The following is a 26,886-nucleotide window of genomic DNA, read 5'->3' as shown; positions in this document are numbered from 1 at the left end:
GCCGCCGCCCGGTAGGGTGGAAGAACCGGCGGGCCCTGTGAGTCCGCTGAACGAGCGCTCGCGCGAGTAATCGACGAGTTTCGAAGAGACGCAGGAGGCAGCGATGGCTCAGGAGCAGACCAAGCGTGGTGGTGGCGGCGGCGATGACGACGACCCCACCGGCAGCACTGCCGCTGGCCAGGAGCGTCGCGAGAAGCTCGCCGAGGAGACCGATGACCTGCTCGACGAGATCGACGACGTCCTCGAGGAGAACGCCGAGGACTTCGTGCGGGCCTACGTCCAAAAGGGCGGCCAGTGACCTGGCCGCTCGACGATCGGCCATCACCTTCCCCACGAAACTTCGGAGCCTCCGGCGCGCCGTTCGCGCCGGCTGACTCGTCGTCGTTCTCCGAGCTGCTGCGCAGGCAGGCACCCCACCTGCTGCCCGCGGGCGGTCCGGTCGGTGACGTCCCGGTGAGCAACGCGCTGCCGCACGGCACCACCATCGTGGCCATCAAGTTCCCCGGCGGGGTGCTTATCGCGGGTGATCGCCGCTCGACCCAGGGCAACATGATCGCCGGGCGCGACGTGCAGAAGATCCACGTCACCGACGACTACACCGCCACCGGCATCGCGGGCACCGCGGCCATCGCCGTCGAATTCGCCCGGCTGTACGCGGTGGAGCTCGAGCACTACGAGAAGGTCGAGGGTGTCGCGCTCACCTTCGCCGGCAAGGTCAACCGGCTGTCGATCATGGTGCGCGGCAACCTCGGAGCAGCGCTGCAGGGGTTCGTCGCACTGCCGCTGCTGGTGGGTTACGACCTCGACGATCCGAATCCCCAGGGGGCCGGTCGCATCGTGTCGTTCGACGCCGCCGGCGGCTGGAACGTCGAACTCGAGGGCTATCAGTCGGTCGGCTCCGGCTCGATCTTCGCGAAGTCCTCGATCAAGAAGCTCTTCTCGCGGGTGACCGACGCCGAGTCCGCGCTCGCGGTGGCCATCGAAGCGCTCTACGACGCCGCCGACGACGACTCCGCGACCGGCGGGCCGGATCTGGTCCGCGGCATCTACCCGACTGCCGTGGTCATCGAGGCCGACGGCGCGGTGGAGGTCACCGAGGAGCGCATCGCGCAGCTCGCCCGGCAGGTGATCGAGAAGCGCGCCAAGGACGACTCCTTCGGCATCGACGACGGGACGGTGGACCTATGAGCTTCCCGTACTTCATCTCGCCAGAGCAGGCGATGCGTGAGCGTTCCGAGCTCGCGCGCAAGGGCATCTCCCGCGGTCGCAGCGTCGTGGTGCTGGCGTACTCCGGTGGCGTGCTGTTCGTCGCCGAGAACCCGTCGCGGTCGCTGCAGAAGGTCTCCGAGCTGTACGACCGGGTCGGCTTCGCCGCGGTCGGCCGGTTCAACGAGTTCGACAACCTGCGCCGCGGCGGCATCCAGTTCGCCGACACGCGCGGCTACGCCTACGACCGGCGCGACGTGACCGGTCGCCAGCTGGCCAACGTCTACGCCCAGACCCTCGGCACCATCTTCACCGAGCAGGCCAAGCCGTACGAGGTCGAGCTGTGCGTGGCCGAGGTGGCGCACTACGGCGAGACCAAGTCGCCCGAGCTGTACCGCATCACCTACGACGGGTCCATCGCCGACGAGCCGCACTTCGTCGTGATGGGCGGTACCACCGAGCCGATCATCACCGCTCTCAACGACTCGTTCACCGAGAACGCGAGCCTGAGCGAGGCGGCGAAGATCGCCGTCGACGCATTGAAGGCCGGCATCGCGGCGCAGGCCGGCAACGGCGCCGAGACCCGCACGCTGGGGCCGGCGACGCTGGAGATCGCGATCCTGGACGCCAACCGTCCGCGGCGGGCGTTCCGGCGCATCACGGCGTCGGCGCTCGAGGCGCTGCTGCCCGTCGAGGGTTCGGAGCCGACGAGCGCGTAGTCGGGCTGGTCGTCGGGTCGCGAAACCGGTTGGCGGAGTTGCGTGTTCGTCAGTCGTCGAGCTCGTCGTCGGCGTCGCGGCCGGTGACGATCTCCTTGATCTTGGTCGCCGAGTGCGTCGCGATGTCCATCGAGCTGGCGACGATGCCCTCGACGCCGGCGGAGACGTCACCCTTGAGGATGTGACCGGCGCTCTCGACGATGTCCGCCGACCGCTCGACGGCATTGGTGGCGATGTCCTTGACCGACTCGACCGCGTCCCTGGCGTTGAACCCCACGAGTTCCTCCTCTTCACGACGATCCTGGTTCGACTGTAATGCCCGACCTCAGTGCCCGCCCTCAGTGCCCGACCTCAGTGCCCGGCCGTGCGCGCCGACGGTTGGCGAAGCTGCGCGACGCGCCCGCCCGGGGTAGCCGGTGTCCCTACGCCCGGCAGTGCGAACCCGTAAGCTCGGTGAGGTGCAGCGGCGAATCATGGGTATCGAGACCGAATTCGGTGTGACGTGCACTTTTCACGGTCACCGGCGGTTGTCTCCCGACGAGGTCGCCCGCTATCTGTTCCGGCGCGTGGTGTCCTGGGGCCGCAGCTCCAACGTGTTCCTGCGCAACGGTGCCCGGCTCTATCTCGACGTCGGCAGCCATCCCGAGTACGCGACCGCCGAGTGCGACAACCTCATCCAACTGGTCACCCATGACCGGGCCGGGGAGCGGGTGCTCGAGGATCTGCTGGTCGACGCCGAGCAGCGGCTGGCCGACGAGGGCATCGGCGGGGACATCTACCTGTTCAAGAACAACACCGACTCGGCGGGCAACTCCTACGGCTGCCACGAGAACTACCTCATCGTGCGAGCCGGCGAGTTCTCCCGGATCTCCGACGTGCTGCTTCCGTTCCTGGTCACGCGCCAGCTGATCTGCGGCGCGGGCAAGGTGTTGCAGACGCCGAAGGCCGCCGCGTTCTGCCTGAGCCAGCGCGCCGAGCACATCTGGGAGGGCGTCTCCAGCGCCACCACCCGCAGCAGGCCCATCATCAACACCCGTGACGAGCCGCACGCCGACGCCGAGAAGTACCGACGCCTGCACGTCATCGTCGGCGACTCGAACATGTGCGAGTCGACCACGATGCTCAAGGTCGGCACCGCCGCGCTGGTCCTGGAGATGATCGAGGCCGGCGTGCCGTTCCGCGACTTCTCCCTGGACAACCCGATCCGTGCGATCCGCGAGGTCAGTCACGACCTGACCGGCCGTCGCCCGGTGCGGCTGGCCGGGGGGCGCCAAGCCAGCGCGCTGGACATTCAGCGCGAGTACTACAGCCGCGCGGTGGAGCACCTGCAGACCCGCGAGCCCAACGCGCAGATCGAGCAGGTCGTCGATCTGTGGGGTCGGCAGCTCGACGCGGTCGAGAGCCAGGACTTCGCCAAGGTCGACACCGAGATCGACTGGGTGATCAAGCGCAAGCTCTTCGAGCGCTACCAGAACCGGTACGACATGGAGCTGTCCGATCCCAAGATCGCTCAGCTCGACCTCGCCTACCACGACATCAAGCGTGGGCGCGGGGTGTTCGACCTGCTGCAGCGCAAGGGACTCGCCGCCCGCATCACCACCGACGAGGACATCGAGGCGGCGGTCGACGAGCCGCCGCAGACCACCCGGGCCAAGCTGCGCGGTGAGTTCATCAGCGCCGCGCAGGCCGCGGGCCGCGACTTCACCGTCGACTGGGTGCACCTCAAGCTCAACGACCAGGCCCAGCGCACGGTGCTGTGCAAGGACCCGTTCCGCTCGGTCGACGAGCGGGTGAAGCGGCTCATCGCCTCGATGTAGGCCGCCGGCCAGGCGCGGCGGCGTCCGGTCCTCGGGCCGCGGGGCCCTAAGCTCTCACGGGTGGGGATCTCGAAAGTCGAACGCCTGATGAACCTCGTCATCGCGCTGCTGTCCACCCGCACGTTCATCACCGCCGAACGGATCCGCGAGACCGTCTCCGGCTACTCCGACAGCCCGAGCGACGAGGCCTTCTCGCGCATGTTCGAACGCGACAAGAACGAATTGCGCGATCTCGGCATCCCGCTGGAGACGGGGCGGGTGTCGTCGCTGGATCCCACCGAGGGCTATCGGATCAACCGGGAGGCGTACGCGCTCGCACCCGTCGAGCTGACGGCCGACGAAGCCGCGGCCGTGGCGATGGCCACGCAACTGTGGGAGTCCCCGGAGATGGTGACGGCCACCCAGGGCGCGCTGCTGAAGCTGCGGGCGGCCGGTGTCGACGTCGACGTGCCCGAGTCCGCGGTCGCGATCACCACGACCGCGGCGCTGCCCGGGCTGCGCGGATCCGAGGACGTTCTCGGAATCCTGTTGGCGGCGATCGACTCCGGGCAGGCCGTCCGGTTCCGGCATCGCGCCTCGCGCAGCGACCCGTACACCGAGCGCACGGTCGAGCCGTGGGGCGTCGTCACCTTCGGCGGCCGGTGGTACCTGGTCGGGCACGACCGCACCCGCGAGGCCACCCGCACGTTCCGGTTGTCGCGGATCGATCCCGACGTCACCGCGATCGGGCCGAAGGGCGCGGTGCGCCGGCCCGACGGCGTGAATCTACGGGACATCGTGCACCGTGCGGTCGCCGAGGCGCCGCCGACCGCGCAGGCCCGGGTGTGGGTGGCCGACGGTCGGGCCACGGCGCTGCGGCGGCAGGCGTCGACCGTCACCCCGAGCGTGCTGGCGGGTCGCGCCGGCGACGAGCTCGCCCTCGACGTCGGCAGGCAGGACCGGCTGGCGCGCGAGATTGCCGGGCACGGCGCCGACGCGGTGGTGCTGGAACCGGAGTCGCTGCGCGAGGACGTGATCGAGCGGCTGCGGGCCCAGGCCGAGGGGGCGGTGCATGAGTAGCGTGTCGAACCGGCTGGTCCGGTTGCTGAACATGGTCCCGTACTTCCAGGCCAATCCGAGCATCACCCGGTCCGAGGCCGCCGCCGAACTCGGGGTCAGCGAGGAGCAACTCACCCGTGACCTCGACCAGCTGTGGATGTGCGGTCTGCCCGGATACGGCCCGGGTGACCTGATCGACTTCGAGTTCTCCGGCGACACGATCGACGTCACGTTCTCGGCGGGCATGGACCATCCGCTGCGGCTGACCTCGCCCGAGGCCACCGGCGTGCTGGTGGCCCTGCGTGCGCTGCTGGAGGTGCCCGGCATCCTCGACCCGGAGGCCGCGCGCAGCGCCATCGCCAAGATCGAGTCCGCCGCCGGCACCGCGACCGGGGCGCGCGAGGGCGCCGCCGCCGCGATAGACGAGCCCGCGCCGATCGAGAGCGGCGCGGCCGCGGCGGTACGCGCTGCCGTTCGCGACGGTCGGGCGCTGTCGATCGACTACTACTCCGCCTCGCGCGACACCCTGTCGAGCCGGGTGGTCGACCCGATCCGCGTGGTGCTGGTCGGTGATCAGACCTACCTCGAGGCCTGGTGCCGGACCGCCGACGCCGTGCGGCTGTTCCGCTTCGACCGGATCGTCGACGCGCGTGTCCTCGACGAACGTGCCGCGCCGCCGGAACCCGCCGTGCAGTCTCGGCCGGACACGTCGCTGTTCGACGCCGACCCGTCGCTACCGTCGGCCACGCTGCTGATCGACCGGTCGGCGTCGTGGACGTTCGACTACTACCCGCTGCGGGTGCTGCACGAGCTGCCAGACGGCGCCTGCGAGGCGGCCATGACCTACGCCTCGGAGAGCTGGATGGCGCGGTTCGTTCTCGGCTTCGGTTCATCGGTCCGCGTCCTGGCGCCGGCATCGCTGGCCGAGCGGGTCCGTCAGTCGGCCGTGGCGGCACTCGAGGCCTACGGCGTCCGCTCCGACGACGAGGACGGGTAGACTCGTCCGCAACATCTGGAGGTGTCCAAATTGGGTGGTCTACAACCGTGGCACTGGTTGATCGTCATCGCGGTGTTCGTCTTGCTGTTCGGCGCAAAGAAGCTCCCCGACGCTGCGCGGTCGCTGGGCAAGTCGATGCGCATCTTCAAGTCGGAGATCAAGGAGATGCAGTCCGACGGCAAGGCCGACGACGAGGCTGCCAAGCCCGCGCCGTCGCCGACGCCCATCACCTCGGAGCGCGTGCAGCCCGCGTCGGCGCCCGAGCAGTCCACCGAGCAGCGACCGGCCTGATCGATCGGTCCCAGGGGCGCTCCGCGAGGCAGCGCCGCTGAGTGGCGCCCACACAACCCGTGCAGACCCCAGGGATTCTCAAGAAGCTCGATCCGCGGCGTCGTCGTTCGAAGGCCAACCCCGACGGCACCATGTCGCTGGTCGACCATCTGCAGGAGCTTCGCAACCGATTGCTGATCGCCGTCGCCGCGATCCTGCTGACCACCATCTTCGGCTTCTTCTGGTACAGCCACGGCTTCCTCGGGTTCCGCAGCCTCGGTGACTGGCTGCGTGAGCCCTACTGTTCGCTACCGGCCTCGGCACGCGCCAGCATCGCCCCCAACGGGGAGTGCCGGCTGCTCGCCACCGCGCCGTTCGACCAGTTCATGCTGCGGCTGAAGGTCGCGCTGACCGCCGGCGTGGTGCTGGCCTGCCCGATCTGGCTGCAGCAGCTGTGGGCGTTCATCACCCCGGGGCTGTATCAGAAGGAGCGTCGCTTCGCGTCGGTGTTCGTCGCCTTCGGTGCGGCGCTGTTCGTCACCGGCGCGGTGCTGGCCTACGTCGTGCTGTCCAAGGCGTTGAGCTTCCTGCTGACGGTCGGCAGCGACGTGCAGATCACCGCGCTCTCGGGCGAGCAGTACTTCGGCTTCCTGATCAACCTGCTGCTGGTGTTCGGCATCAGCTTCGAGTTCCCGCTGCTGATCATCATGCTGAACCTGATCGGGATGCTGCCCTACGAGCGGCTCAAGGCGTGGCGCCGCGGGTTGATCTTCGGGCTCTTCGTGTTCGCCGCCTTCGCCACGCCCGGCTCGGATCCCTTCTCGATGCTGGCGCTCGCCTCGGCGTTGACGCTGCTGCTCGAGTTCGCCATCCAGATCGCCCGTCTCAACGACCGTCGCAAGGCCCGCCGCGCGGCCCTCGAGGACGTGCCCGACGACGTCGCCGCGCCGTTGGGCACCCCCGAACCCGTCGAGCCACCGAGCGCCGTGCCCGCTCCGTCCCGGCTGGGCATCGATGACCAAGCCACCTGAGAATCCCCCCGTGGGGGCTCAGCTGGCCGGTTTCGCCGCGCAGTTGCCGTTTGCGCTGGACCCCTTCCAGATCCGGGCCTGCCAGGCTCTGGAGAACGGCCACGGCGTGCTGGTGTGCGCGCCGACCGGAGCCGGCAAGACGGTCGTCGGCGAGTTCGCGGTGCACCTGGCCCTGGCGGCGGGCCGCAAGTGCTTCTACACCACGCCGATCAAGGCGCTGAGCAATCAGAAGCACAACGACCTGGTGCAGCGCTACGGGGCGGCGCGCATCGGCCTGCTGACCGGTGATCAGAACGTCAACGGCGATGCGCCCGTGGTCGTGATGACCACCGAGGTGCTTCGCAACATGCTGTACGCGAACTCCGATGCACTGCAAGGTCTTTCGCACGTCGTGATGGACGAGGTGCACTTCCTGGCCGACCGGATGCGCGGCGCGGTGTGGGAGGAGGTGATCCTGCACCTGTCCGAGGACGTGCGCCTGGTGAGCCTCTCGGCGACGGTGAGCAACGCCGAGGAGTTCGGCGGCTGGATCCAGACCGTGCGTGGGGACACCACCGTCGTGGTCGACGAGCACCGTCCCGTCCCGCTGTGGCAGCACATGATGGTCGGCAAGCGGCTGTTCGACCTCTTCGAGGGCACCGAGGGCACGGCCGATCCCGCCGGTGCTCCGCCGACCCTGGTGGATCGCGATCTGATCAGGCACATCAGCCACCGGCTCGAGGCCGACCGGCTGGCGGACTGGCAGCCGCGCGGGCGCGGCAGGCAGGGTAACCGAGGCCGGCCCACCATCTACCGCCCGCCGTCGCGGCCCGACGTCATCGGCGTCCTCGATCACGAGGGACTGCTGCCCGCCATCACGTTCGTGTTCTCCCGGGCCGGCTGCGACGCGGCGGTCAAGCAGTGTCTGCGGTCGCCGCTGCGCCTGACCACCGACGAGGAGCGCACCCGCATCGCCGAGGTGATCGACCGGCGCTGCGCCGACCTCGAGGACGGCGACTTGGCGGTGCTGGGTTACTACGAGTGGCGCGAGGGGCTGCTGCGCGGGCTGGCCGCCCACCACGCGGGCTTGCTGCCGGTGTTCCGCCACACCGTGGAAGAGCTCTTCACCGCCGGGCTGGTGAAGGCCGTGTTCGCCACGGAGACACTGGCATTGGGCATCAACATGCCGGCGCGGACCGTCGTCCTGGAGCGGTTGGTGAAGTACAACGGCGAACAGCACGCGCCGTTGACGCCGGGGGAGTACACGCAACTGACCGGCCGGGCGGGCCGGCGCGGCATCGACGTGGAGGGCCACGCCGTCGTGCTGTGGCACCCGGACGTGGAACCCGCCGACGTCGCGGGGCTGGCCTCGACGCGCACCTTCCCGCTGCGCAGTTCGTTCGCGCCGTCCTACAACATGACGATCAACCTGGTGCATCAGATGGGTCCGGAGCAGGCACACCGCCTGCTGGAGCGTTCGTTCGCGCAGTTCCAGGCCGACCGTTCGGTGGTCGGACTGGTTCGGGGTGTGGCGCGCGGCGAACGGATGATGGACGAGTTGGCCGCCGAACTGGGTGGCCGCGACGCGCCGATCCTGGCCTACGCGCGGCTGCGCGCGACGATCTCCGAACGTGAACGCGCACAGTCACGGGCGTCGCGGCTGCAGCGCAGGCAGGCGGTCAACGACGCGCTGGCGGCGCTGCGCCGCGGTGACATCATCACGATCGGGCAGGGTCGCCGCGGTGGTCTTGCCGTCGTGCTCGAACCCGCCGGTGACCGTGACGATCCCCGACCGCTGGTACTCACCGAAGACCGCTGGGCGGGCCGCATCTCGTCGGCGGACTTCTCCGGCTCGTCGGCCCGGGTGGGATCGATGACCCTGCCCAAGCGCGTCGAGCACCGCCAACCGCGGGTCCGCCGCGACGTCGCGTCGGCACTTCGGTCCGCGGCGGCCGGACTGCGCGTCCCGACCGGGCGGCCCAAACGCAGTCAGGGCGGCCAGGATCGAGAACCCGACGTCGATCCCGAACTCGCCGCCCTGCGCGAGCAGCTGCGGGCCCATCCCGCCCATCAGCTCGCCGACCGCGAGGAGCGGGTTCGCACCGCGGAGCGCTACCTGCGCATCGAGCGCGACAACGCCGACATCCAGAAGAAGGTCGCCTCCGCCACCAACTCCCTGGCCCGCACCTTCGACCGGATCGTCCTGCTGCTGACCGAGCGCGGTTACGTCGAGGATGCCGAAGGCGGTGACCTCGCGGTGACCGACGAGGGGTTGCTACTGGCCCGCATCTACAGCGAGAGTGACCTTCTCGTCGCCGAATGCCTGCGCAACGGAGCCTGGAACGACCTGGATGCCGCGGAGTTGGCGGCCGTGCTGTCCGCGGTGCTGTTCGAATCCAGGGGTGACACGCCGGGCGCCTCGGCCCCCGTCGAGGGCGCGAGCGCAAACACCCGGCGCGCGCTGTCGCGAACACGCCGGTCCTGGGCCGAGATTCGCGCCGACGAGCAGCGCCACCGGCTGCCCGCGAGCCGTGAACCCGACACCGGATTCGTGGCCGCCATCTACCGTTGGGCCACGACGGGAGACCTGTCCACGTCGCTGGCCGCATCCGATGCCTCCGGAAGCGGATCTCCCTTGTCGGCAGGCGATTTCGTCCGCTGGTGCCGCCAGGTGTTGGATCTGCTCGACCAGGTGCGCAACGCTGCTCCGACACCGGCTCTGCGCGTGACCGCGAAACGCGCGATCGATGCGATTCGGCGCGGCGTCGTGGCAGTTGACGCGGGGTAGTGTGTCGGCAGCATTTCGATTCCGACGAGAAGACTCACCTAGGAGTGACGATGAGCGGACCGCAGGGATCCGACCCCAACCAGCCATGGTCGGGTCAGCCGCCTTCCGATCCCGCGTGGCAGCCGCAGGCTCCTGAGCAGCCGCAACCCGAACAACCCGGGTGGGGGCAGCAGCCTCCGGCCTACGGCCAGCAGCCCCCGGCGTACGGCGGGCAGCAGTACCAGCAGCCGCCATACGGCCAGCCGCAGTACCCGCAGGCTGACCAGTACTCCCAGCAGCCCACCGCCTACGGCCCCTCGTCCTACCCGCAGCAATCCCCGTATGCGCCACAACCGCCCTACGGTCAGCAGCCGTACGGCCAGCCGCAGCCCGGCCAGTACGACCCGAACCAGCCCTACGGTCAGCCGCCCGGACAGTATGACCCGAACCAACAGTTCAGCCCGTACTCCACCACCGACGCCGGATCGAAGAAGTCCAAGGGCGTCGTGCTCGGCGTCGTCGGCGCCCTGGCGGCGGTCATCCTGATCGTCGTCGGCGTGCTCGGCTTCTGGAAGCCGGGCTGGTTCGTCACGACCAACCTCGACGTCAAGGCCGCGCAGTCCGGCGTGCAGCAGATCCTCAGCGACCAGACCAACGGCTACGGCGCCAAGAACGTCCAGGACGTCACCTGCAACCACGGGGCCAATCCCAAGGTCGTCAAGGGCGGCACCTTCGACTGCGAGGTCAGCATCGACGGCACCAAGCGCCAGGTCACCGTGACGTTCCAGGACGATAGCGGGACCTACGAAGTCGGCCGGCCCCGCTAGTTCTGGGGAAGGTCGTCAAGCGCCTTCTGCAGGCGCGCGATCGACGAAGTCACGCCGAACTCCCCGGCGAGCTCCGCCACCCGGCGTGGGTCGCGCGCATGCAGTGGCAGCGCGTCGGTCGGCGTCGACAGGGTCACGTCGGCATCGGTGGCCACCCGGACCACCTTCTCGGCGGCCGTCACGTAGTCGGTCGCGGCGAGAAGCTTCTTGCGTTGCGCCGCAGGGATCTTCGAGGACGGCTCGCTCGCTGCGGCCATGATGCGCTCCAGTGAACCGTGGCCGGCCAGTAGCGTCGCCGCCGTCTTCTCGCCGACCCCGGCGACGCCGGGCAGCCCGTCGGACGGATCGCCGCGCAGCAGCGCCAGTTCGGCATACGCTGCCCCCGCCCGGTGCAGCGGGACGGCGTAGGTCTCGGCGACCTCGGCCGGCCCGAACATCGTGGCCTTGGCCAGCCCCCGGCCGATGTAGAAGACCCGGACCGGCACGGGCTCGTCGGCGACCAGCTGCAGCAGGTCCCGGTCTCCGCTGACCACGACGACGGGATCGCGTCGCTCGGCGGCCGCCAGCGTGCCGAGCACGTCGTCGGCCTCGTAACCGGGTGCGCCCGCGGTCGCGATGCCGAACGCGTCGAGCATCGCCATGATCATGTCCACCTGCGGGGTCAGCGCGTCGGGCACCTCCTCGACGTCGGGCGCGCCGCCAGCGCCCTCGACCTCCACCCGGTGCAGCTTGTACGACGGGATGAGGTCGACCCGCCACTGCGGGCGCCAGTCCAGGTCCAGGCACACCACCAGCCGCGCCGGGCGTTCCCTGGCGATCAGCGTCGCGACCGTGTCGAGGAACCCGCGCAGCGCATTCACCGGCCGCCCGTCGGGGGCGGTGATGGACGACGGAACGCCGAAGAAGGAGCGAAACCACATGCTGGCGCCGTCGAGGAGCATCACGGGTGCAGTCATCGAAGTGACAGTAGCGTGGGGTATGCCCTTCTCCGTCGACCACATCGATCACGTCGTGCTCAACTGCCGTGACGTCGAGGCCACCGCGGACTGGTACGTGCGAGTGCTCGGCATGCGCCGCGAGACCTTCGGCCCTGGCCGCACCGCCCTGCGCTTCGGCAACCAGAAACTGAACCTGCGCCCCACCGGCGCCCCGGACTGGGTGACCGCCGTCCTCGACGCGCCGGGCACCGTCGACGCCTGCTTCATCGCACTGGTGCCGCCGGCCGAGGTGGGAGAGCACCTGCGCGCCTGCGGGGTTCGGATCACCGAGGGTCCGGTCACCAAGACCGGCGCGCTCGGACCCATGACCTCGCACTACTGCCGCGATCCCGACGGCAACCTGATCGAGGTCGCCAGCTATCTGCCCGCCGATTAACCTCGTCGGCATGGACGCCCATGGCAGATTCGGCACCGACGTATACGAGGGACGGTTGCGCGCCGCGACGGCCGCCGCCGCCGAGGCCGGCCTGGCCGGCCTGGTGATCACTCCCGGATACGACCTGCGCTACCTCGTCGGGTCGCGCGCGCAGACCTTCGAGCGGTTGACGGCGCTGGTGCTGCCCGCCGGCGAGTACGCGCCGACGATCGTGGTGCCGCGCATGGAGCTCGCCGCGCTCAAGGAGTCCGCGGTGGTGGAACTCGGCCTGGCCGTGCGGGATTGGGTCGACGGCCAGGACCCCTACCAGCTGGTGGCCGGGGCCATGGGGGGCGGCCGTCTGGCGACTGCGGTCACCGATTCGATGCCCGCGCTGCACCTGCTGCCGTTGGCCGACGTGCTGGGCGTGGTACCCGTGCTGGCCACCGACGTGCTGCGCCGTCTCCGGATGGTCAAGGACGCCGCGGAGATCGACGCGCTGCGCAAGGCCGGGGCGGCGATCGACCGGGTGCACGCGCGCGTGCCGGAGTTCCTGGTGCCGGGCCGCACCGAGGCGGACGTGGCCGCCGACATCGCCGAAGCCATTGTCGCCGAAGGGCATTCGGAGGCCGCCTTCATCATCGTGGGGTCCGGGCCCAATGGCGCCGATCCGCATCACGAGTGCTCGGATCGCCAGTTGCAGGCCGGCGACGTCGTGGTCGTCGACATCGGCGGCCCGTACGAGCCCGGCTACAACTCCGACTCCACCCGCACCTACAGCCTCGGCACGCCCGATCCGGACGTGGCCCGGCGTTACGCGGTGCTGCAGCGCGCGCAGCGGGCGGCCGTGGCGGCCGTGCGCCCGGGCGCGACGGCCGAGCAGATCGACGCCGCAGCCCGGGACGTGCTGGCCGCCGAGGGTCTGGCCGAGGCGTTCGTCCACCGCACCGGCCATGGGATCGGCCTTTCGGTGCACGAGGAGCCCTACATCGTCGCCGGCAACGACCTGCCGCTGCAGGAGGGCATGGCCTTCAGCGTGGAGCCGGGAATCTACTTCCCTGGGTCGTGGGGCGCCCGCATCGAGGACATCGTGGTGGTCACCGCGGACGGCGCGCTGTCGGTCAACGACCGGCCGCATGACCTGCTGGTGGTGCCGGTCTGACGGGTCAGGCCTCGGAGCCGCGGTCGAGTAGCTCGGAGGAGCCCAGGACGCGCTCGATGCGCACCTCGATCACCACCCGGCGAGGATTGACCCGCGGCGTGCGGTACCGCTGCGCGTAGCGAAGTTCGGCGTCGCGGACGGCTTCGGGATCGGGGTTGACCGTCGAGCTGCCCTCCAGGGACAGCCAGCGGGCACCGTCGACCTGGCTGAGCACGGCGACCCCACGCTGCTCGGCGTTGACGGCCTTCTGTGATCCGCCGGTGGTGATGACTCGGGCGACGTGGGTCTTGGGATCGAAGGTGAACCCGACCGCGACGACGTGCGGCGAATTGTCCGCGCGCAGGGTGGTCAGCATGGCGAGATGCCGTTCGGTCAGGAACGCCAGCGCCTCGTTGGTCAGCCGCGTAGTGGCCTTGCGGCCAGAAGTAGCCATCGGCTTCCAACCTAGCGCAGGACATAATCGCAGCCATGCAGGACACGGGTGTGGTGGCGATATTCGGTGGCCGCAGCGAGATCGGTCTCGAGGTGGCACGACGACTCGCCGTCGGGGCCACGGTCGTGCTCGCGGCGCGCGGCGCTGACCGATTGGCCGAGGAGGTGGCCGCGGTGCGGGCGGCGGGCGCCGTGGCCGTGCACGTTCGGGAATTCGACGCCGACGACCTCGCCTCGCACCAGCCCCTGGTCGCGTCGATCGTCGCCGAGCACGGCCCGATCGGGACGGCGGTGGTGGCGTTCGGGATCCTCGGTGATCAGACGCGCGCCGAGTCCGATGCCGCCCACGCCGCCGCGATCGTGCACACCGACTTCACCGCCCAGGTCAGCCTCGTCACCGTGCTTGCGGACACGATGCGGCGGGCCGGTCGCGGGGCGATCGTGGTGTTCTCGTCGGTGGCGGGTGCGCGGCCCCGGCGCGCCAACTACGTGTACGGCTCGGCGAAGTCGGGTCTGGACGCGTTCAGTCGCGGACTGGCCGACGCCCTGCACGGTTCCGGGGTGCGGCTGCTGCTGGTGCGTCCCGGCTTCGTCATCGGCCGGATGACCGAGGGGATGACGCCGGCCCCGCTGTCGAGCACGCCCCCGCAGGTCGCCGACGCGGTGGTACGCGCCTTGGTCAAGGGCCTCGACGAGATCTGGATACCGCGGTCGCTGGGCGCTCTGGTGCTGGCGATGCGGATGGTCCCGCGCCCGGTGTGGCGCCGGCTGCCGCGCTGACCCGCAGCTAGCGCTCGACCAGGTCGAGGCTGCCGAGATCGCGGATCGCGCGGCACCCGCGCGCCAGCATCACCAGCATCATGTCGTCGCCGCGCTCGGTGGAGATGGAGAACGCGCAGCCGAGCACCGACAGCAGCGGCACCTGCAACATGCCGACGCGGTAGTCCCGCCAGCAGGTGTCGCGGTCGTAGGCGCCGACGTCGTAGCCGGACAGCTCCGCGTGGTAGGCGGTGACGAGTTGCTCGTCGGCGGCCGCGCGGGAGTCGGGGAGCAGGCTGGTTCCGGTGAAGTAGGCCAGATCCCGGGCGGGCAGCCCCACGCCGAGGGTCTGCCAGTCGACGACGGTGACGGCGCTGCGGTCGGGGGTGAAGAGCAGATTGTCCAGCCGGTAGTCGCCGTGCATCAGCGCGTAGCGGTGGCGGTCGGCCAGCAGCCACGGCGCGACCATCGACATGGCCTCGGTGACGGTCTCGCGGTCCTCGGCCCGCATCCGGTCACCGAGACGATCGAGGGTGATCTTGGCTGCCATCACCGCGACGTCACCGAAGCCCGAGATCGCGTCCTCGTCGATCATCGACATCACCAGGCCGGGGAACGCCGGCCACTTCGGGTCGCACCAGGTCGGTCCGTGCAGCCCGGCCAGCGCGCGCACGGCCAGCTCGGCCTCGGCCGTCGTGCACCCGCGGATCTGGTCACCCTGGACGGCGGGCGCCATGTCGGCCAGCAGCAGGACGAAGTCGCCTCCGTCCTCGGAGATCTCGCAGTGGTAGTGCCGAGGGATCGGGACGCGCACCACGTCGGTGACACCGGTGTAGAAGGCGTGCTCGGAGCGGTATCCCAGCGCCACCCGATCGCGTACCGCGTCGTCCTGTGAGGAGAGCTTGATGGCGTAGGTGTCGGGCAGCCCCGTGACGTCTGCGGCGTAGGTGACGGCCAGGCGATAGGTGGCACCCGTCTGGCCGGTGCCGATGGGCGTCACCTCGACCGCGTCGACCTCGACTCCCAGCGCGTGGCTCGTCCACTCCGGCGTCACGTCGGTGGGGCCGCGCGGAATCGACGGGACCAGGGGAGCGGGGCCGGTCATGACGCGCGACGCTAACGCGACCCCCGACGGCTGTCAACGATCGGCGAGCGCCTCAGGACGGCCGGTGACGTGGGGCGTAACCGCCGGGAACGGCGACCAGCACCTCGCCCACCGGCGGGCTGCCGCAGGCACGTTCGCACCCGACGAAGTGGCGGTGCGCGTCGGCGGGGCCCGCGGCGACCGCATCGGCGGCGTCGCGGCGCACGTCGGCGATCGAGTGCGCACAGCCTGGGCTGCCGGTGCAGGCGCTGACGTCCAGCCACGGCGACGACTCGTCGAACACCAGCCCCAGCGGGGCCAGCACCCGCAGCGCCGCGTCGGCGATCCCCTCGTCGAGGTCGCAGACCAGAATCGAGCGCCATGGCGTGATCACCAGCGGCGATCCGACGGCAGCCAGGTATTCGCCGACCCGGGAGGGCAGCACACCGAGCGGGACTGCCGCGCCGAGGGTGACCCGTCCGTCGTCCTGCGGGATCCAGCCGACGGGGGGTCGCGTCACCGGGTCCCACCTGCCACCCGGTGCCGCCGTCACCGGCAGGTCGCCGAGCAGTACCGCGGTATCGGCGAGTTCGGTCGTCCGCCAAGCGGTTTCGCGGACGTCGACGAATCGCTGCGCGACCTCGACCAGGGTGGCCACCGGGTCCCGGGTGCGCACGCCGGTGTCGACGCCCGCCACCAGCAGCGCGGCGGTGTCGTCGTCGAGGAAGTGCACGCCGGCATCGGCGCCGATGCCCGAGACGTCCCCGCGGCCGTCGTCGACGGAGAACAGGAAACGGCCGGGCAGGTCGGCCAGCCGGGCGTTGGCCGAGATGGCGCGGTCGAGGTCGCGGACCCGCTGCCGCACGTCGGTTGCGCCGCCGGTGCGCCCGGTCAGCGGTGAGGCCACGACGTTGCGGACGCGTTCGTGACTGGGCGAGGGCAGCAGGCCGGCGTCCGCGATGGCCTCGGCCAGCGCCCCGTCATCGGTGACCCCGCGGATCTGGACGTTGCCGCGCGAGGTGAGTTCCAGTGCCGGCGAACCGAACCGGGCCGCCGCCAGCGCGAGCGCCTCCAGCTGGGGAGCTTCGATCATCCCGCCGGGAAGGCGCACCCGCGCCAGTGCGCCATCGGCCGCCTGGTGCACCTGGAGTGCGCCGGGGCAAGCGTCGTCGTCGCGGGTGCGGGCCACCCGCCTACGGTACGGCGACCAGGCGCGGTGGCGCCACGACCTCCGAGTAGTGCGACGCGTCGCCGGTGATGACGCGGCTGGGGTTTCCGTCGACGTCGACGGGGACGTCGCCGGCCAGCGTGACCCGGCTCAGGCGGCGGTACTGGTCGTCGTAGTCGGACACCGCGTAGTGCTGGGTCGCCCTGTTGTCCCAGATGGCCAGATCGCCGGGCAGCCAGTTCCATCGGATCGTGTTCTCCAGCTTGGTGACCCGCGCCTGGAGCAGCTGCAGCAGGGCCACCGACTCGGTGGTGCCCAGGCCAACGAAGCGCTTGACGAAGTGGCCGAGCAACAGCACCCGTCGGCCCGTCTCCGGATGCACCCGGACCACGGGGTGCTCGGTCTCGTAGACTTCGGAGATGAATTCCTCGCGGTACTCGCGGGTCTTCCTGGCGACGTCGTCGTCGACGCCGGAGCCCTCGGCTGGGTTCTCTCCGAAGTCCTTGACGTAGTCGTAGTCGTTGGTGTGCAGCGCCCACAGGTTCTCGGCCAGCGCGGCGAGCGGGGGCGGCAGCTGGTCGTAGGCGGCCTCCGTCGATGCCCAGGTCGTGGTTCCGCCGTATTCGGGCAGCGAGATGGCCCGCAGCAGTGAGGCCTTCGGGATGCGGTCGACGAAGGTGACGTCGGTGTGCCAGGAGTTCGCCTTGTCGTAGCGCGAGTCGATCGGCAGCACGTCGGCACCGCGCGACGTGACCGTGGGATGCGCGATGGTGGGCGTCCCGAGGGTCCTGGCGAACGCGAGCTGGCCGTCGTCGTCGAGGTGGTGCTGATCGCGGAAGAAGATCACCTTGTGCTCGAGAAGCGCGTCGTTGATGACCGAGACGGTGTCGGGGGAGAGATCGCCGCCGACGCGCACGCCGTCGATGCGGGCGCCGATGTTCGCGCCGAGTTTCACGATGACGGGAGAATTGGACATGTGGTGATTGGCTCATGCCGTCGCCGGTCTCACCAGTATTGGAATGACCACGATCCGAAGTGCCCCGTGGGTCGATGTGACGTCCGTCACGACCAATTCGGCGATGTTCCGTCCCACACGAAACATCCGTAACCGGTACCGGCGGTACTACATTTCGATCGGATGCCGCGCCGGTGTCCGCATCCCTCACAGGAGGAACGACCATGTTGGGACTGTTCGCCTTCGCGGCCCTGGTCATCGGAATGCTTGCGCTGCTCGGTCTTCCGTACCGCGAATCGTGGCACGGCCGCTGGGGCAACTACGACCGCTGACGTCGCCGACCCGGCGGCCGTTAGATTGGGTGTCATGCCCGTCACGTTCGCCGAGGTCGCGAAGTCCGAGTACGTCCTGCTCACCACGTTCACCAAGGACGGCAGGCCCAAGCCGACGGCCATCTGGGCCGTGCCCCAGGGAGATCGGCTGATCGCCATCACCCAGGAGAAGTCCTGGAAGGTCAAGCGCATCCGCAACACCCCGCGCGTCACCATCGCCACGTGTGACCGCGCCGGCAAGCCCAAGGGCGAGGCCGTCGAGGCGATCGCGACGATCCTGGACAAGTCGGCCAACGCCGCGACCTACGACGCGCTCGGCAAGCGCTACGGTTTGCTCGGCAAGGCGTTCAATCTGTTCTCCAAGTTGCGCGGCGGCATGGAGAAGAACGTCACCATCGAACTGCGGCCCGGCCCCGACACGTCGACCGAAGCCCACTGATGCCCGCATTCGACGAGGTGTATCGCGAGAAGTACCTGCTGCTCACCACGTTCACCAAGGACGGCACGCCGAAGCCCACCCCGGTGTGGGGAGTGCCCGACGGGGACAAGCTGCTGATCATCACCGACGACGGATCGTGGAAGACCAAGCGCATCAACAACACTCCGCGCGTCACCATCCAGAAGTGCGGTGTGCTCGGCAAGGTCAAGGGCGAACCCGTCGAGGCCAGGGCCCGCATGCTGCCGAAGTCCGACACCCGCCGCGTGTTCGACCTGATCATCAGGCGCTACTGGAATCATGCCTGGTACTTCGTCCCGCAGGCGCTCCTGCGCGGGGGCATCGAGAAGGTGCACGCCGCGATCGAGGTGCAGGCGTCCGACGCCCCCGACTCGGCGGGTTAGGAACCCACACCGCGTGCGGCGCGTTGTGTCCTACATGGCTATGCGGCTCTTCTTGGTCTACGTCCTCGTCGAATTGGCGGTGGTCGTCGCCCTGGTGTCCACGATCGGGTTCGGCTGGACCTTCCTGCTGGTGGTCGGCACGTTCGCCCTCGGCCTGGCCCTGGCCGGTTCGCAGCTCAAGCGCCAGCTCCAGCGGCTGCGGTCGGGTCTGCGGTCCCCGCAGGGGGCGGCCTCCGACGGTGCCCTGGTGGCCCTCGGCACGGTCTTGACCGTCGTTCCCGGGCTGGTCACCTCGGCGCTGGGGTTGCTGCTCCTGCTGCCGCCGACGCGGGCGGTCGCCCGCCCCGCGGTCACCGCGCTCGCCGCGCGCAGCCTGGGCCGCATGCCGGTGATCATCACCACGGCCGGTGCGCGGACGGGCCGCGGAGCGTACGTCGACGGCGAGGTGATCGACGGCGAGGTCATCGACGTGACGGACGTTAGGCCGCCGAGCCTGCCGCCGCATCCCGACCGACACCCCGACGTCGCTTGACGACCCTCCTGGTCGGGGGCCAGGTCTACAACCCGGCGATGCCCGACGCCACCGCGATGGCGGTGAGCGACGGACCCGACGGCGTGATCGCGTGGCTCGGCGCCGACGACGTTGGCCGACGGCAGTTCCCGGATGCCCGAGTGATCGATCTGGACGGCGGGTTCGTGACGCCGGCCTTCGTGGACGCCCACGTGCACGTCACCTCGACCGGGCTTGCCATCGTCGGACTCGACCTGCGCACCGCAGCCTCGCGCGAGGACGCGCTGCGACTGATCGCCGACCATGCCCGCCACCATCGCGACGGACTCATCTGGGCGCACGGCTGGGACGAGTCCCGCTGGCCCCGGCCCGTCGCGCCGACGACGGCCGACCTCGACGCGGTGCTTGGCGACCGCCCGGCCTACGTGGCTCGGGTCGACGTGCACTCCGCGGCGGCCTCGACGGCGCTGCGTAAGGCAGTACCCGGCCTGGCCACCGCCGCGGGACACCACGACCAGCAGCCCCTGACGGCGCAGGCGCACCACCTGGTCCGAGCGGCTGCCAGGGCGCTGCTGACCCCCGATCAGCGCAACCGGGCCCGGCGGGCGGCGCTGGATCTGGCGGCGAGGTTGGGCATCGCGGCGGTACACGAGTGCGCAGGACCCGAGATCGGCGGCATCGACGACTGGCGCGAGCTGCACGCCCTCGAGCACGGAGTCGAGGTGTTCGGCTACTGGGGCGAGGCGGTCGCGTCGGCCGAACGAGCCAGGGAGCTTCTCGCCGAGACCGGCGTCCGGGGCTTGGCGGGCGACCTGTTCGTCGACGGTGCACTCGGATCGCACACGGCGTGGCTACACCAGCCATACGCCGACCGGCCGGACTGCGTGGGCATCGCCCATCTCGGCGCGGACGCCGTGGAGGCCCATCTGGAGGCCTGCACGGAGGCGGGCATCACCGCGGGGTTCCACGTGATCGGCGATGCCGCCACGAGCACGGTGGTGGACGCCCTGGGCCGGGTGGTCGCCCGCCACGGCGCGCCCGCCGTCGCCCGCTGCGGGCATCGTCTCGAGCATCTCGAGATGGTCGACGAGGATCAGGCGGGCCGGCTCGGCGCCTGGGGGGTGATCGCGAGCGTGCAACCCAACTTCGACGCGCTGTGGGGTGGCCGAGACGGCATGTACGCCCGCCGGCTTGGCGCCGAGCGGGCCGATCGGCTCAACCCGCTGGCGCTGTTAGCATCCCAAGGCGTGCCACTCGCCTTCGGCTCCGATACCCCCGTCACCGGCATGAATCCCTGGGAGACGGTGCGGGCGGCGACGGCGCACCACACCCCGGGCAGCGCGGTGTCGGCGCGCGCCGCCTTCGCCGCGGCCACCCGCGGAGCGTGGCGGGCGGGCGGTGCCAGGGACGGCGTCGCGGGCACGCTGGCGCCTGGGGCTCCCGCGACGTACGCCGTGTGGGACGTACCCGGCGGTCTCGGCGCCCTCGAGGTCGCTGCGCCCGCCGATACCGTGCAGCGGTGGTCCACCGATCCGCGGTCACGGATTCCCGCGCTGCCGAGACTGTCGCCCGATGCACCGCTGCCCGTCTGCCGTCAGACGGTCCACCGGGGTGTCGCCATCCATGGTTGAGCGCAGGCATCTGGCCGAGGCCGAGGCCGACACTGCTGACGCCGCCGTCGCGCAGGACCCCGCCCCGCCCGGCCGTGCGTCGCGGATGCTGACCCGGTTGCGTGCCGTGCTGGAACCGCGGGCACCGCGCCTGGCCGCCTCGGTCGCCGCCGGTCTGCTGATGTGCCTGGCCTTTCCGCCCTTCGACTGGTGGCTGGCGGTATTCGTCGCGTTCGGCCTACTCGCCTGGGTGCTGACCAACGAGTCGACCACCAAGGCCGGCGGCTTCGGCTACGGCTTCCTGGCGGGGCTGGCGTTCTACGTGCCCCTGCTGCCCTGGATCAGCGGTCTCGTCGGGCCCATCCCGTGGCTGGCGCTGGCGGCGATGGAGGCACTCTTTCCCGCGGTGTTCGGCCTGCTCGCCGTCGTCGTGCGGCGCGCGCCGGGCTGGCCGGTGTGGTTCTCCTGTCTGTGGGTGCTTGCCGAGTGGCTCAAGTCGACCGTCCCGTTCGGCGGGTTCCCCTGGGGCGTCATCGGATACACGCAGGACGACGGGCCGCTGCTGCTCATCGCGCACTTCGGCGGCGTGCCCCTGGTGTCGTTCGCGGTGGCGCTGGTCGGCTTCGGCCTCGCCGCCCTGATCCTCGAGGCGGTGTCGTGGTGGGGCCGCGGTCACCACGGCGGACACCTGCTGCCGCCCGCCGTCACGGTGCCCGGCGCCGCCATCGCCGTCGTCCTGCTCACCGTCGCCTTGGCGGCGCCCTTCGTGCGGCAGTCCGGCGTTGGCGCTGGGGACGATCCCGCCACCACCGTGGCCGCCATCCAGGGCAACGTGCCGCGGCTGGGCCTCGAGTTCAACGCGCAGCGGCGGGCGGTGCTCGACAACCACGTCCGGGAGACGCTGCGGCTGGCCGAGGACGTCCGCGCCGGCCGCGCACCCCAGCCGAGCGTGGTCATCTGGCCCGAGAATTCGTCGGACATCGATCCGATCGCCAACCGCGACGCCGCCGATCAGATCAACGTCGCCGCGGAGGCGATCCACGCGCCCATCCTCGTCGGTGCGGTGGTCTCGGCGCCCGGCTACACGCCGCAGGATCCGCAGTCGACCAACACCGTCATCGTCTGGGATGGAGCCACCGGCCCTGGCGAGCGGCACGACAAGAAGATCGTCCAGCCGTTCGGCGAGTATCTGCCGTGGCGCGGGTTCTTCCGGCTGCTGTCGTCGTTCGCCGACCGCGCCGGCTACTTCGTGCCGGGTACCGGCAACGGCGTGGTCCACGCGGCGGGGATCCCGATCGGGGTGACGACGTGCTGGGAGGTCATCTTCGACCGCGCGGCGCGCGAGTCGGTGCTCAGCGGCGCGCAGTTCCTCACGGTGCCCGCCAACAACGCGACGTTCAACGCGTCGATGAGTGCCCAGCAGCTGGCCTTCGCGCGGCTGCGGGCCGTCGAGCACGACCGCTACGTCGTGGTCGCGGGCACCACCGGCATCAGTGCGATCATCGGCCCCGACGGCAAGGTGATCGCCAGCACGGCGTTCTTCGAGCCGGCCTACCTCGACGCTCAGATCAGGCTGAAGACCAGCCTCACGCCCGCCACCCGGTTCGGCCCGCTGATCCAGGGATTGCTGGTATTCGCCGGCGCTGCGGCTGTCATCGGCGTGATGCTGCACAATGGGTACCTCTCGGGGTACCTCTCGCGTCGACGCAAGAGGGTGACCGACCGCGCAGGAGTCGGCGACCGCACGGTCGCCGAAGACGACGACGAAGGAGTGACATGATCGAGGGTGCCGACAGTCCCAGTCAGCGCACGCTGGTCATCATTCCGACCTACAACGAGCGGGAGAACTTGCCGCTGATCGTCGGTCGTGTGCATGCTGCCCGTCCCGACGTTCACGTGCTCGTCGTCGACGACGGCAGCCCCGACGGCACGGGAGAGCTGGCCGACGAGCTGTCGCTGGCCGATCCCGACCGCATCCACGTGATGCACCGCACCAGTAAGGCGGGCCTTGGCGCGGCGTACCTCGCCGGCTTCGCCTGGGGCCTCGGCAGGGGTTACACCGTGCTGGTCGAGATGGACGCCGACGGTTCGCACGCCCCCGAGGAGCTGTACCGCCTGCTGGAGGCCGTCGACAAGGGTGCCGACCTGGCGATCGGCTCGCGCTACATCGACGGTGGAACGGTCCGCAACTGGCCCCGTCGGCGGATGGTGCTCTCGCGCGCGGCCAACGGCTACTCGCGCATCGCACTCGGCGTGGAGGTCAACGACATCACCGCGGGCTACCGCGCCTACCGCCGCGAGGTACTCGAGAAGATCGAGCTCGAGACGGTCGACTCCAAGGGCTATTGCTTCCAGATCGAGATGACCTGGCGGACGATCACCGCTGGCTTCAAGGTCGTCGAGGTCCCCATCACCTTCACCGAGCGTGAACTGGGCAAGTCGAAGATGAGTGGCTCCAACATCCGGGAGGCCATCGTCAAGGTCGCCCAGTGGGGCATCCGCGGTCGCATCGATCACGCGCGCGGCGTCGCCCACTAGGCGCCGCCGCGCGTTTCCATCAGTTGCCGCGGCGCTTGGTCTTGATGATGTCCATGCGCTCCTTGAGCAGTTCGTCGAGTTCTTCGACCGAACGGCGCTCGAGCAGCATGTCCCAGTGCGTGCGCGGGGGCTTGACCTTCTTGGGCTCCGGCACGTCGCCGTCGATGAGCGTGCCCTCCATGCCATTGCGGCAGGGCCACGTGCCAGGGATCTCGGCCTCGTCGGCGAACGGGACTTCGAATTCCTCACCGTTGTCGGTGCGGTAGCGCGCGAGCTGACGCGGCGCCAGGTCATGATTGCGGTCGGTCTCGTAGCTCACCGCTCCGAGTCGACTACCTCGCAGGACACGATCAGCCATGATCACCACTCCTCATTCGAAGACCTTCCGCGGGTATCAACGCTGCCGATTGGCACGAAGTTCCCGACGCGACTGTCCATGATACCGGGATGTCCGCCGCAGGCCGTTTACAGTCGACTCTCGTGGCACCCGAAACTCGACGGCGCACCCGCGTACAGCCCTGCCGGTGGTGTGGCCGCGAGGTTCCCGACGCCGGGATGGGGCGCCGTCGCCGGTATTGCCGGCAGTCGTGTCGCCAACGCGCGTACGAGCAGCGCGCCATGGTCAAGGGGACGTCGCTGGCGCCGGATGCGGTGGTGCTGACCGCCGAGGAGGCCGCCCAGCTCTCCGACCGCGTGTACCAGGTGCGCTGCGCCGCCGAGGACGTGGCCACCGCCATCGACGAGGGCGCCGACGCCGCCGAGCTGCGGGACCTGTGCGCCGAGCTGATGCGGGCGGCGAAGGCGGCCGACGGCTGGCGGTGACCGCCGTCGGTTCGAGTCAGCTCGATCGCAAACCTTCGCCCCCGCCGGCAGTCGACGTAGCGTCACCCCAATCGCGGCCTCATCGACCCAGCCCTCCGTCATGACGACGGTGGCCTCTCCGGCCGCGAGCGTGCCCGCCCGTCGACGCAGGTGGGGAACATCGACTGCGACGAATCAACTCAGACGAGGACCTTCGTGACCGCCCGCTTCTTCTGGTTCCTGCCGACCAACGGTGACAGCCGTTGGATCGTCGGCGCATCCCACGCATCGTCACATCACACCCTGCCGCCCAACTATCGCCCGCCCACCCGCCGGTACCTCGCCGAGGTGGCCAGGGCTGCCGACCGATTGGGCTTCGAGGGCGTCCTCACCCCGACCGGAACCTGGTGCGAGGACGCCTGGTTGACGGCCGCGGCACTGCTGGCCGAGACGGAGAAGCTGAAGTTCCTCGTCGCGTTCCGGCCCGGGTTGGTGCCACCCACCCTGGCTGCCCAGCAGGCGGCCACCCTGCAGCGCTTCTCCGAGGGCCGGGTGCTGCTCAACATCGTGACCGGTGGCGACGACCTCGAACAGCGCCGGTTCGGCGACTGGCTGGACCACGACGAGCGCTACGCCCGTACCGGTGAATTCCTGCACCTCATCGACTCCATCTGGCGCAACGGCCCGATCGACTTCACCGGCGAGCACTACCGGGTGGAGAACGCGATGGTGTCCACGCCGCCGGATCCGTTGCCGCAGATCTACTTCGGAGGATCGTCGCCTGCCGCACTGCCCATCGCTGCCCAGTACGTCGACGTCTACCTCACGTGGGGTGAACCTCCGCAGGCCGCTGCCGCGAAGATCGCCAAGGTGCGCGAGCTGGCGCAGGCCCGGGGACGACGGGTGCGCTTCGGCATCCGGCTGCACACCATCAGCCGGGACTCGTCGGAGGCGGCGTGGGCGGTGGCCACCGAGCTGCTGGCCGGCCTCAGCGCCGAGCAGATCGCCGATGCGACTGCGCTGCACGCGAAGTCGGAGTCCGAGGGGCAGCGCCGGATGACGGCCCTGCACGGTGGCCGGGTGGACCAGCTGGAGATCTACCCGAACCTGTGGGCCGGCGTCGGCCTGGTGCGGGGCGGTGCGGGGACAGCACTGGTCGGCAGCCACGACGAGGTCGCCAACCTGATCTACGAGTACTACTCGCTGGGGTTCGACGAGTTCATCCTGTCGGGGTATCCACATTTGGAGGAGGCGCACTGGTTCGCCGAGGGCGTCCTGCCGCTGCTGCGGAACAAGGGCGTGGCATAGTCGCTCCTCGCGTCGAGGCCGTCTGCTAGCGGTTGGACGGCGTAGTGCCACCCGCCGATACCGAACTCAGGTGGTCCACGAACCAATCGCGCGCCAATTCGGCGACCTCGTCGAGGGTGCCCGGTTCTTCGAAGACGTGCGTCGCCCCCGGGACGACCACGATCTCGCATGGGCCCGAAATCGCTTCGCGGGCCCGTCGATTCAGGTCGAGGACGACGTGATCGCGCCCACCTACGATCAGCAGCGTCGGTGCCACGACGCTCGGCAGCGCCTGATCGGCGAGGTCGGGTCGGCCGCCGCGGGAGACGACGGCGCGTACCGACACCCCCGGGTCGGCGGCGGCGACCAGGGCAGCACCCGCCCCGGTGCTTGCCCCGAAGTAGCCCACCGGTAGCGAAGCGAGGTCGGGTTGTTCGGCCAGCCACTGGGTGGCCGCGACGAGCCGGCCGGCCAGCAGCTCGATGTCGAACACGTTGGCGCGGTTGCGTTCTTCCTCCGGCGTCAGCAGATCGAACAGCAGCGTGGCCAGACCAGCGCGGTTGAGCGCCTGCGCCACCAGCCGGTTGCGGGGGCTGTGCCGGCTGCTTCCGCTGCCGTGGGCGAACACCACCACCCCGCTCGGGTCGACCGGAACGGTCAATTGCCCTGCCACCGCCACGTTTCCGGCCCGCACCCAGACCTCTTCGTCACGCAGTGGCGCGGCGGGCACAGCCGGTGCCGCTTGCGCGGCAACGGCACCGACGCGGCGCTTGGCCCGTTCGAGCAAGGTCATCACCTCGGCGTCGGAAACCGCCGGAAAGTGCCGGAATTCACGCCGGACCGAGACCGAGCCCGCCGACCTGTCCAGGCACAGCACGGCATCGGCATGGCCCGCCAGCCTGGATTCGACGTCGGAGGGGGCGACCGGCACCGCCACGACGACCTTCGCGGCACCTCGCGCACGAGCGGACCGGCAGGCGGCGCGCGCCGTCATGCCGGTGGCGATGCCGTCGTCGACCACCACCGCGATGCGGCCCGCCAGGGGTAGGGGTTCGTCGCCCCGGCGCAGCTGCTTGGCCCTGCGGCGCAGCCGGGTCAGCTGGTGGTCTTCGACGGTCGCCATCTCGTCGTCGTCCAGGTGCCACTGCTTCACGACCGCATGGTTGACGACCCGCACGCCGCCCTCACCGATCGCCCCGAAGAACACGCTCGGTTGCGACGGGACGCCGAGCCTGCGGACCAGGGCCACGTCGAGCGGCGCACGCAGTCGCTGCGCGATCTCGAAGGCCACCGGCACGCCGCCCGGCGGCACGGCCAGCACGACGACGTCGGATCCGAACGCTGCTTCGAGGCGCTGAGCCAGCTGCAGCCCCGCCTCGAACCGGTCGGTGAACACCTTCACG

Annotated in this window: 29 protein-coding genes; 21 read left to right on the top strand and 8 right to left on the bottom strand. The window is 70.2% G+C overall.

Features of this window, described 5'->3' with window-relative positions; all coding sequences use genetic code 11:
• Window positions 1-103: 103 nt before the first annotated feature.
• The 3 genes from SBI80_RS25295 to prcA are packed head-to-tail and all read left to right on the top strand — an operon-like array spanning window position 104 to window position 1,925.
• On the top strand, window positions 104-298 hold the full coding sequence (locus tag SBI80_RS25295; protein WP_059102157.1) for a ubiquitin-like protein Pup: 195 nt from the start codon (window positions 104-106) through the stop codon (window positions 296-298).
• Window positions 295-1,188 (top strand): proteasome subunit beta, encoded by an 894-nt coding sequence (gene prcB / locus SBI80_RS25290; protein ID WP_413232811.1) that lies wholly within the window; start codon window positions 295-297, stop codon window positions 1,186-1,188. Before SBI80_RS25295 ends, prcB begins: the two co-directional genes overlap by 4 nt.
• On the top strand, window positions 1,185-1,925 hold the full coding sequence (prcA, locus tag SBI80_RS25285; protein WP_318977602.1) for a proteasome subunit alpha: 741 nt from the start codon (window positions 1,185-1,187) through the stop codon (window positions 1,923-1,925). The genes prcB and prcA overlap by 4 nt, the downstream gene beginning before the upstream one ends.
• A 49-nt stretch (window positions 1,926-1,974) precedes the next feature.
• Here the strand turns inward: prcA and SBI80_RS25280 are convergent, their stop codons facing one another.
• Window positions 1,975-2,202 (bottom strand): Rv1893 family protein, encoded by a 228-nt coding sequence (locus SBI80_RS25280; protein WP_318977601.1) that lies wholly within the window; start codon window positions 2,200-2,202, stop codon window positions 1,975-1,977.
• Between the two features lie 181 nt (window positions 2,203-2,383).
• Between SBI80_RS25280 and pafA the strand changes: the two genes are divergently transcribed.
• The 7 genes from pafA to SBI80_RS25245 are packed head-to-tail and all read left to right on the top strand — an operon-like array spanning window position 2,384 to window position 10,651.
• Entirely contained in the window at window positions 2,384-3,742 is a 1,359-nt protein-coding gene (gene pafA, locus SBI80_RS25275; RefSeq protein ID WP_318977600.1) for a Pup--protein ligase, read from the top strand.
• Between the two features lie 60 nt (window positions 3,743-3,802).
• On the top strand, window positions 3,803-4,801 hold the full coding sequence (locus SBI80_RS25270) for a helix-turn-helix transcriptional regulator (protein ID WP_318977599.1): 999 nt from the start codon (window positions 3,803-3,805) through the stop codon (window positions 4,799-4,801).
• A complete protein-coding gene (locus SBI80_RS25265) occupies window positions 4,794-5,777 on the top strand; it encodes a helix-turn-helix transcriptional regulator (RefSeq protein ID WP_318977598.1) in 984 nt (327 codons plus the stop codon). Before SBI80_RS25270 ends, SBI80_RS25265 begins: the two co-directional genes overlap by 8 nt.
• Before the next feature lie 30 nt (window positions 5,778-5,807).
• Complete coding sequence (gene tatA, locus SBI80_RS25260) at window positions 5,808-6,068, top strand: Sec-independent protein translocase subunit TatA (RefSeq protein WP_318977642.1); 261 nt, start codon at window positions 5,808-5,810, stop codon at window positions 6,066-6,068.
• Between the two features lie 59 nt (window positions 6,069-6,127).
• Window positions 6,128-7,078 (top strand): twin-arginine translocase subunit TatC, encoded by a 951-nt coding sequence (gene tatC, locus SBI80_RS25255; protein WP_318977641.1) that lies wholly within the window; start codon window positions 6,128-6,130, stop codon window positions 7,076-7,078.
• Window positions 7,062-9,845, top strand: coding sequence for a DEAD/DEAH box helicase (locus SBI80_RS25250; RefSeq protein ID WP_318977597.1), 2,784 nt, complete (start codon window positions 7,062-7,064; stop codon window positions 9,843-9,845). Before tatC ends, SBI80_RS25250 begins: the two co-directional genes overlap by 17 nt.
• Window positions 9,846-9,895: 50 nt before the next feature.
• The gene (locus tag SBI80_RS25245) at window positions 9,896-10,651 is read left to right on the top strand and encodes a DUF4333 domain-containing protein (RefSeq protein WP_318977596.1); all 756 of its coding nucleotides are present in this window, start codon (window positions 9,896-9,898) and stop codon (window positions 10,649-10,651) included.
• Here the strand turns inward: SBI80_RS25245 and SBI80_RS25240 are convergent.
• Window positions 10,648-11,607 carry a 5'-3' exonuclease gene (locus tag SBI80_RS25240; RefSeq protein ID WP_318977595.1) on the bottom strand — a complete coding sequence of 320 codons (960 nt, stop codon included), beginning with the start codon at window positions 11,605-11,607 and terminating at the stop codon, window positions 10,648-10,650. The genes SBI80_RS25245 and SBI80_RS25240 overlap by 4 nt on opposite strands.
• 22 nt (window positions 11,608-11,629) lie before the next feature.
• On the opposite strand from SBI80_RS25240, the gene SBI80_RS25235 reads away from it, so the two are divergent.
• On the top strand, window positions 11,630-12,025 hold the full coding sequence (locus tag SBI80_RS25235) for a VOC family protein (protein WP_318977594.1): 396 nt from the start codon (window positions 11,630-11,632) through the stop codon (window positions 12,023-12,025).
• A 10-nt stretch (window positions 12,026-12,035) separates the two neighbouring features.
• A complete protein-coding gene (locus SBI80_RS25230) occupies window positions 12,036-13,166 on the top strand; it encodes a M24 family metallopeptidase (RefSeq protein WP_318977593.1) in 1,131 nt (376 codons plus the stop codon).
• 4 nt (window positions 13,167-13,170) lie between these two features.
• On the opposite strand, the gene SBI80_RS25225 is transcribed toward SBI80_RS25230, so the two are convergent.
• On the bottom strand, window positions 13,171-13,599 hold the full coding sequence (locus SBI80_RS25225) for a F420-dependent biliverdin reductase (protein ID WP_318977592.1): 429 nt from the start codon (window positions 13,597-13,599) through the stop codon (window positions 13,171-13,173).
• Window positions 13,600-13,634: 35 nt separating this feature from the next.
• Here SBI80_RS25225 and dprE2 point away from each other — a divergent pair, with 35 nt between their 5' ends.
• Window positions 13,635-14,378 (top strand): decaprenylphospho-beta-D-erythro-pentofuranosid-2-ulose 2-reductase, encoded by a 744-nt coding sequence (dprE2, locus tag SBI80_RS25220; RefSeq protein ID WP_318977591.1) that lies wholly within the window; start codon window positions 13,635-13,637, stop codon window positions 14,376-14,378.
• Window positions 14,379-14,385: 7 nt separating this feature from the next.
• On the opposite strand, the gene SBI80_RS25215 is transcribed toward dprE2, so the two are convergent.
• Genes SBI80_RS25215 through SBI80_RS25205 form a run of 3 tightly spaced genes read right to left on the bottom strand, consistent with a single transcriptional unit; the run spans window position 14,386 to window position 17,585 of the window.
• Window positions 14,386-15,462, bottom strand: a complete 1,077-nt coding sequence (locus tag SBI80_RS25215; RefSeq protein WP_318977590.1) for a phosphotransferase family protein — start codon at window positions 15,460-15,462, stop codon at window positions 14,386-14,388.
• Window positions 15,463-15,514: 52 nt separating this feature from the next.
• Window positions 15,515-16,630: a precorrin-3B synthase gene (cobG, locus tag SBI80_RS25210; RefSeq protein ID WP_318977589.1), complete on the bottom strand. Its 1,116-nt coding sequence runs from the start codon at window positions 16,628-16,630 to the stop codon at window positions 15,515-15,517.
• Window positions 16,631-16,634: 4 nt separating this feature from the next.
• Window positions 16,635-17,585, bottom strand: a complete 951-nt coding sequence (locus SBI80_RS25205) for a TauD/TfdA dioxygenase family protein (RefSeq protein ID WP_318977588.1) — start codon at window positions 17,583-17,585, stop codon at window positions 16,635-16,637.
• A gap of 345 nt (window positions 17,586-17,930) precedes the next feature.
• Here SBI80_RS25205 and SBI80_RS25200 point away from each other — a divergent pair, with 345 nt between their 5' ends.
• From SBI80_RS25200 to SBI80_RS25175, 6 genes are read left to right on the top strand one after another with little or no spacing between them, the layout of a single operon-like run.
• Complete coding sequence (locus tag SBI80_RS25200; protein WP_318977587.1) at window positions 17,931-18,335, top strand: PPOX class F420-dependent oxidoreductase; 405 nt, start codon at window positions 17,931-17,933, stop codon at window positions 18,333-18,335.
• On the top strand, window positions 18,335-18,736 hold the full coding sequence (locus SBI80_RS25195; RefSeq protein ID WP_413232810.1) for a PPOX class F420-dependent oxidoreductase: 402 nt from the start codon (window positions 18,335-18,337) through the stop codon (window positions 18,734-18,736). The genes SBI80_RS25200 and SBI80_RS25195 overlap by 1 nt, the downstream gene beginning before the upstream one ends.
• A gap of 34 nt (window positions 18,737-18,770) precedes the next feature.
• Window positions 18,771-19,268 carry an FxsA family protein gene (locus tag SBI80_RS25190; RefSeq protein WP_318977586.1) on the top strand — a complete coding sequence of 166 codons (498 nt, stop codon included), beginning with the start codon at window positions 18,771-18,773 and terminating at the stop codon, window positions 19,266-19,268.
• Complete coding sequence (locus SBI80_RS25185; RefSeq protein ID WP_318977585.1) at window positions 19,265-20,878, top strand: amidohydrolase; 1,614 nt, start codon at window positions 19,265-19,267, stop codon at window positions 20,876-20,878. Before SBI80_RS25190 ends, SBI80_RS25185 begins: the two co-directional genes overlap by 4 nt.
• Window positions 20,871-22,637 (top strand): apolipoprotein N-acyltransferase, encoded by a 1,767-nt coding sequence (gene lnt, locus SBI80_RS25180; protein WP_413232809.1) that lies wholly within the window; start codon window positions 20,871-20,873, stop codon window positions 22,635-22,637. The genes SBI80_RS25185 and lnt overlap by 8 nt, the downstream gene beginning before the upstream one ends.
• A complete protein-coding gene (locus tag SBI80_RS25175; protein ID WP_318977584.1) occupies window positions 22,634-23,395 on the top strand; it encodes a polyprenol monophosphomannose synthase in 762 nt (253 codons plus the stop codon). Before lnt ends, SBI80_RS25175 begins: the two co-directional genes overlap by 4 nt.
• Window positions 23,396-23,414: 19 nt before the next feature.
• Here the strand turns inward: SBI80_RS25175 and SBI80_RS25170 are convergent, their stop codons facing one another.
• A complete protein-coding gene (locus tag SBI80_RS25170; RefSeq protein ID WP_318977583.1) occupies window positions 23,415-23,753 on the bottom strand; it encodes an RNA polymerase-binding protein RbpA in 339 nt (112 codons plus the stop codon).
• Between the two features lie 89 nt (window positions 23,754-23,842).
• On the opposite strand from SBI80_RS25170, the gene SBI80_RS25165 reads away from it, so the two are divergent.
• Together SBI80_RS25165 and SBI80_RS25160 are read left to right on the top strand one after the other, a co-directional pair.
• Complete coding sequence (locus tag SBI80_RS25165; RefSeq protein ID WP_318977582.1) at window positions 23,843-24,217, top strand: hypothetical protein; 375 nt, start codon at window positions 23,843-23,845, stop codon at window positions 24,215-24,217.
• 195 nt (window positions 24,218-24,412) lie between these two features.
• Window positions 24,413-25,504, top strand: coding sequence for an LLM class flavin-dependent oxidoreductase (locus tag SBI80_RS25160; RefSeq protein ID WP_318977581.1), 1,092 nt, complete (start codon window positions 24,413-24,415; stop codon window positions 25,502-25,504).
• A 25-nt stretch (window positions 25,505-25,529) separates the two neighbouring features.
• Here the strand turns inward: SBI80_RS25160 and SBI80_RS25155 are convergent, their stop codons facing one another.
• Window positions 25,530-26,885, bottom strand: coding sequence for a phosphoribosyltransferase family protein (locus tag SBI80_RS25155; protein ID WP_318977580.1), 1,356 nt, complete (start codon window positions 26,883-26,885; stop codon window positions 25,530-25,532).
• Window position 26,886 lies beyond the last annotated feature (1 nt).

It is taken from the genome of Mycolicibacterium sichuanense (assembly GCF_033741125.1).
In the GTDB taxonomy this organism is placed as follows: domain Bacteria; phylum Actinomycetota; class Actinomycetes; order Mycobacteriales; family Mycobacteriaceae; genus Mycobacterium.
This window is presented reverse-complemented; position numbering and strand designations above follow the sequence as displayed.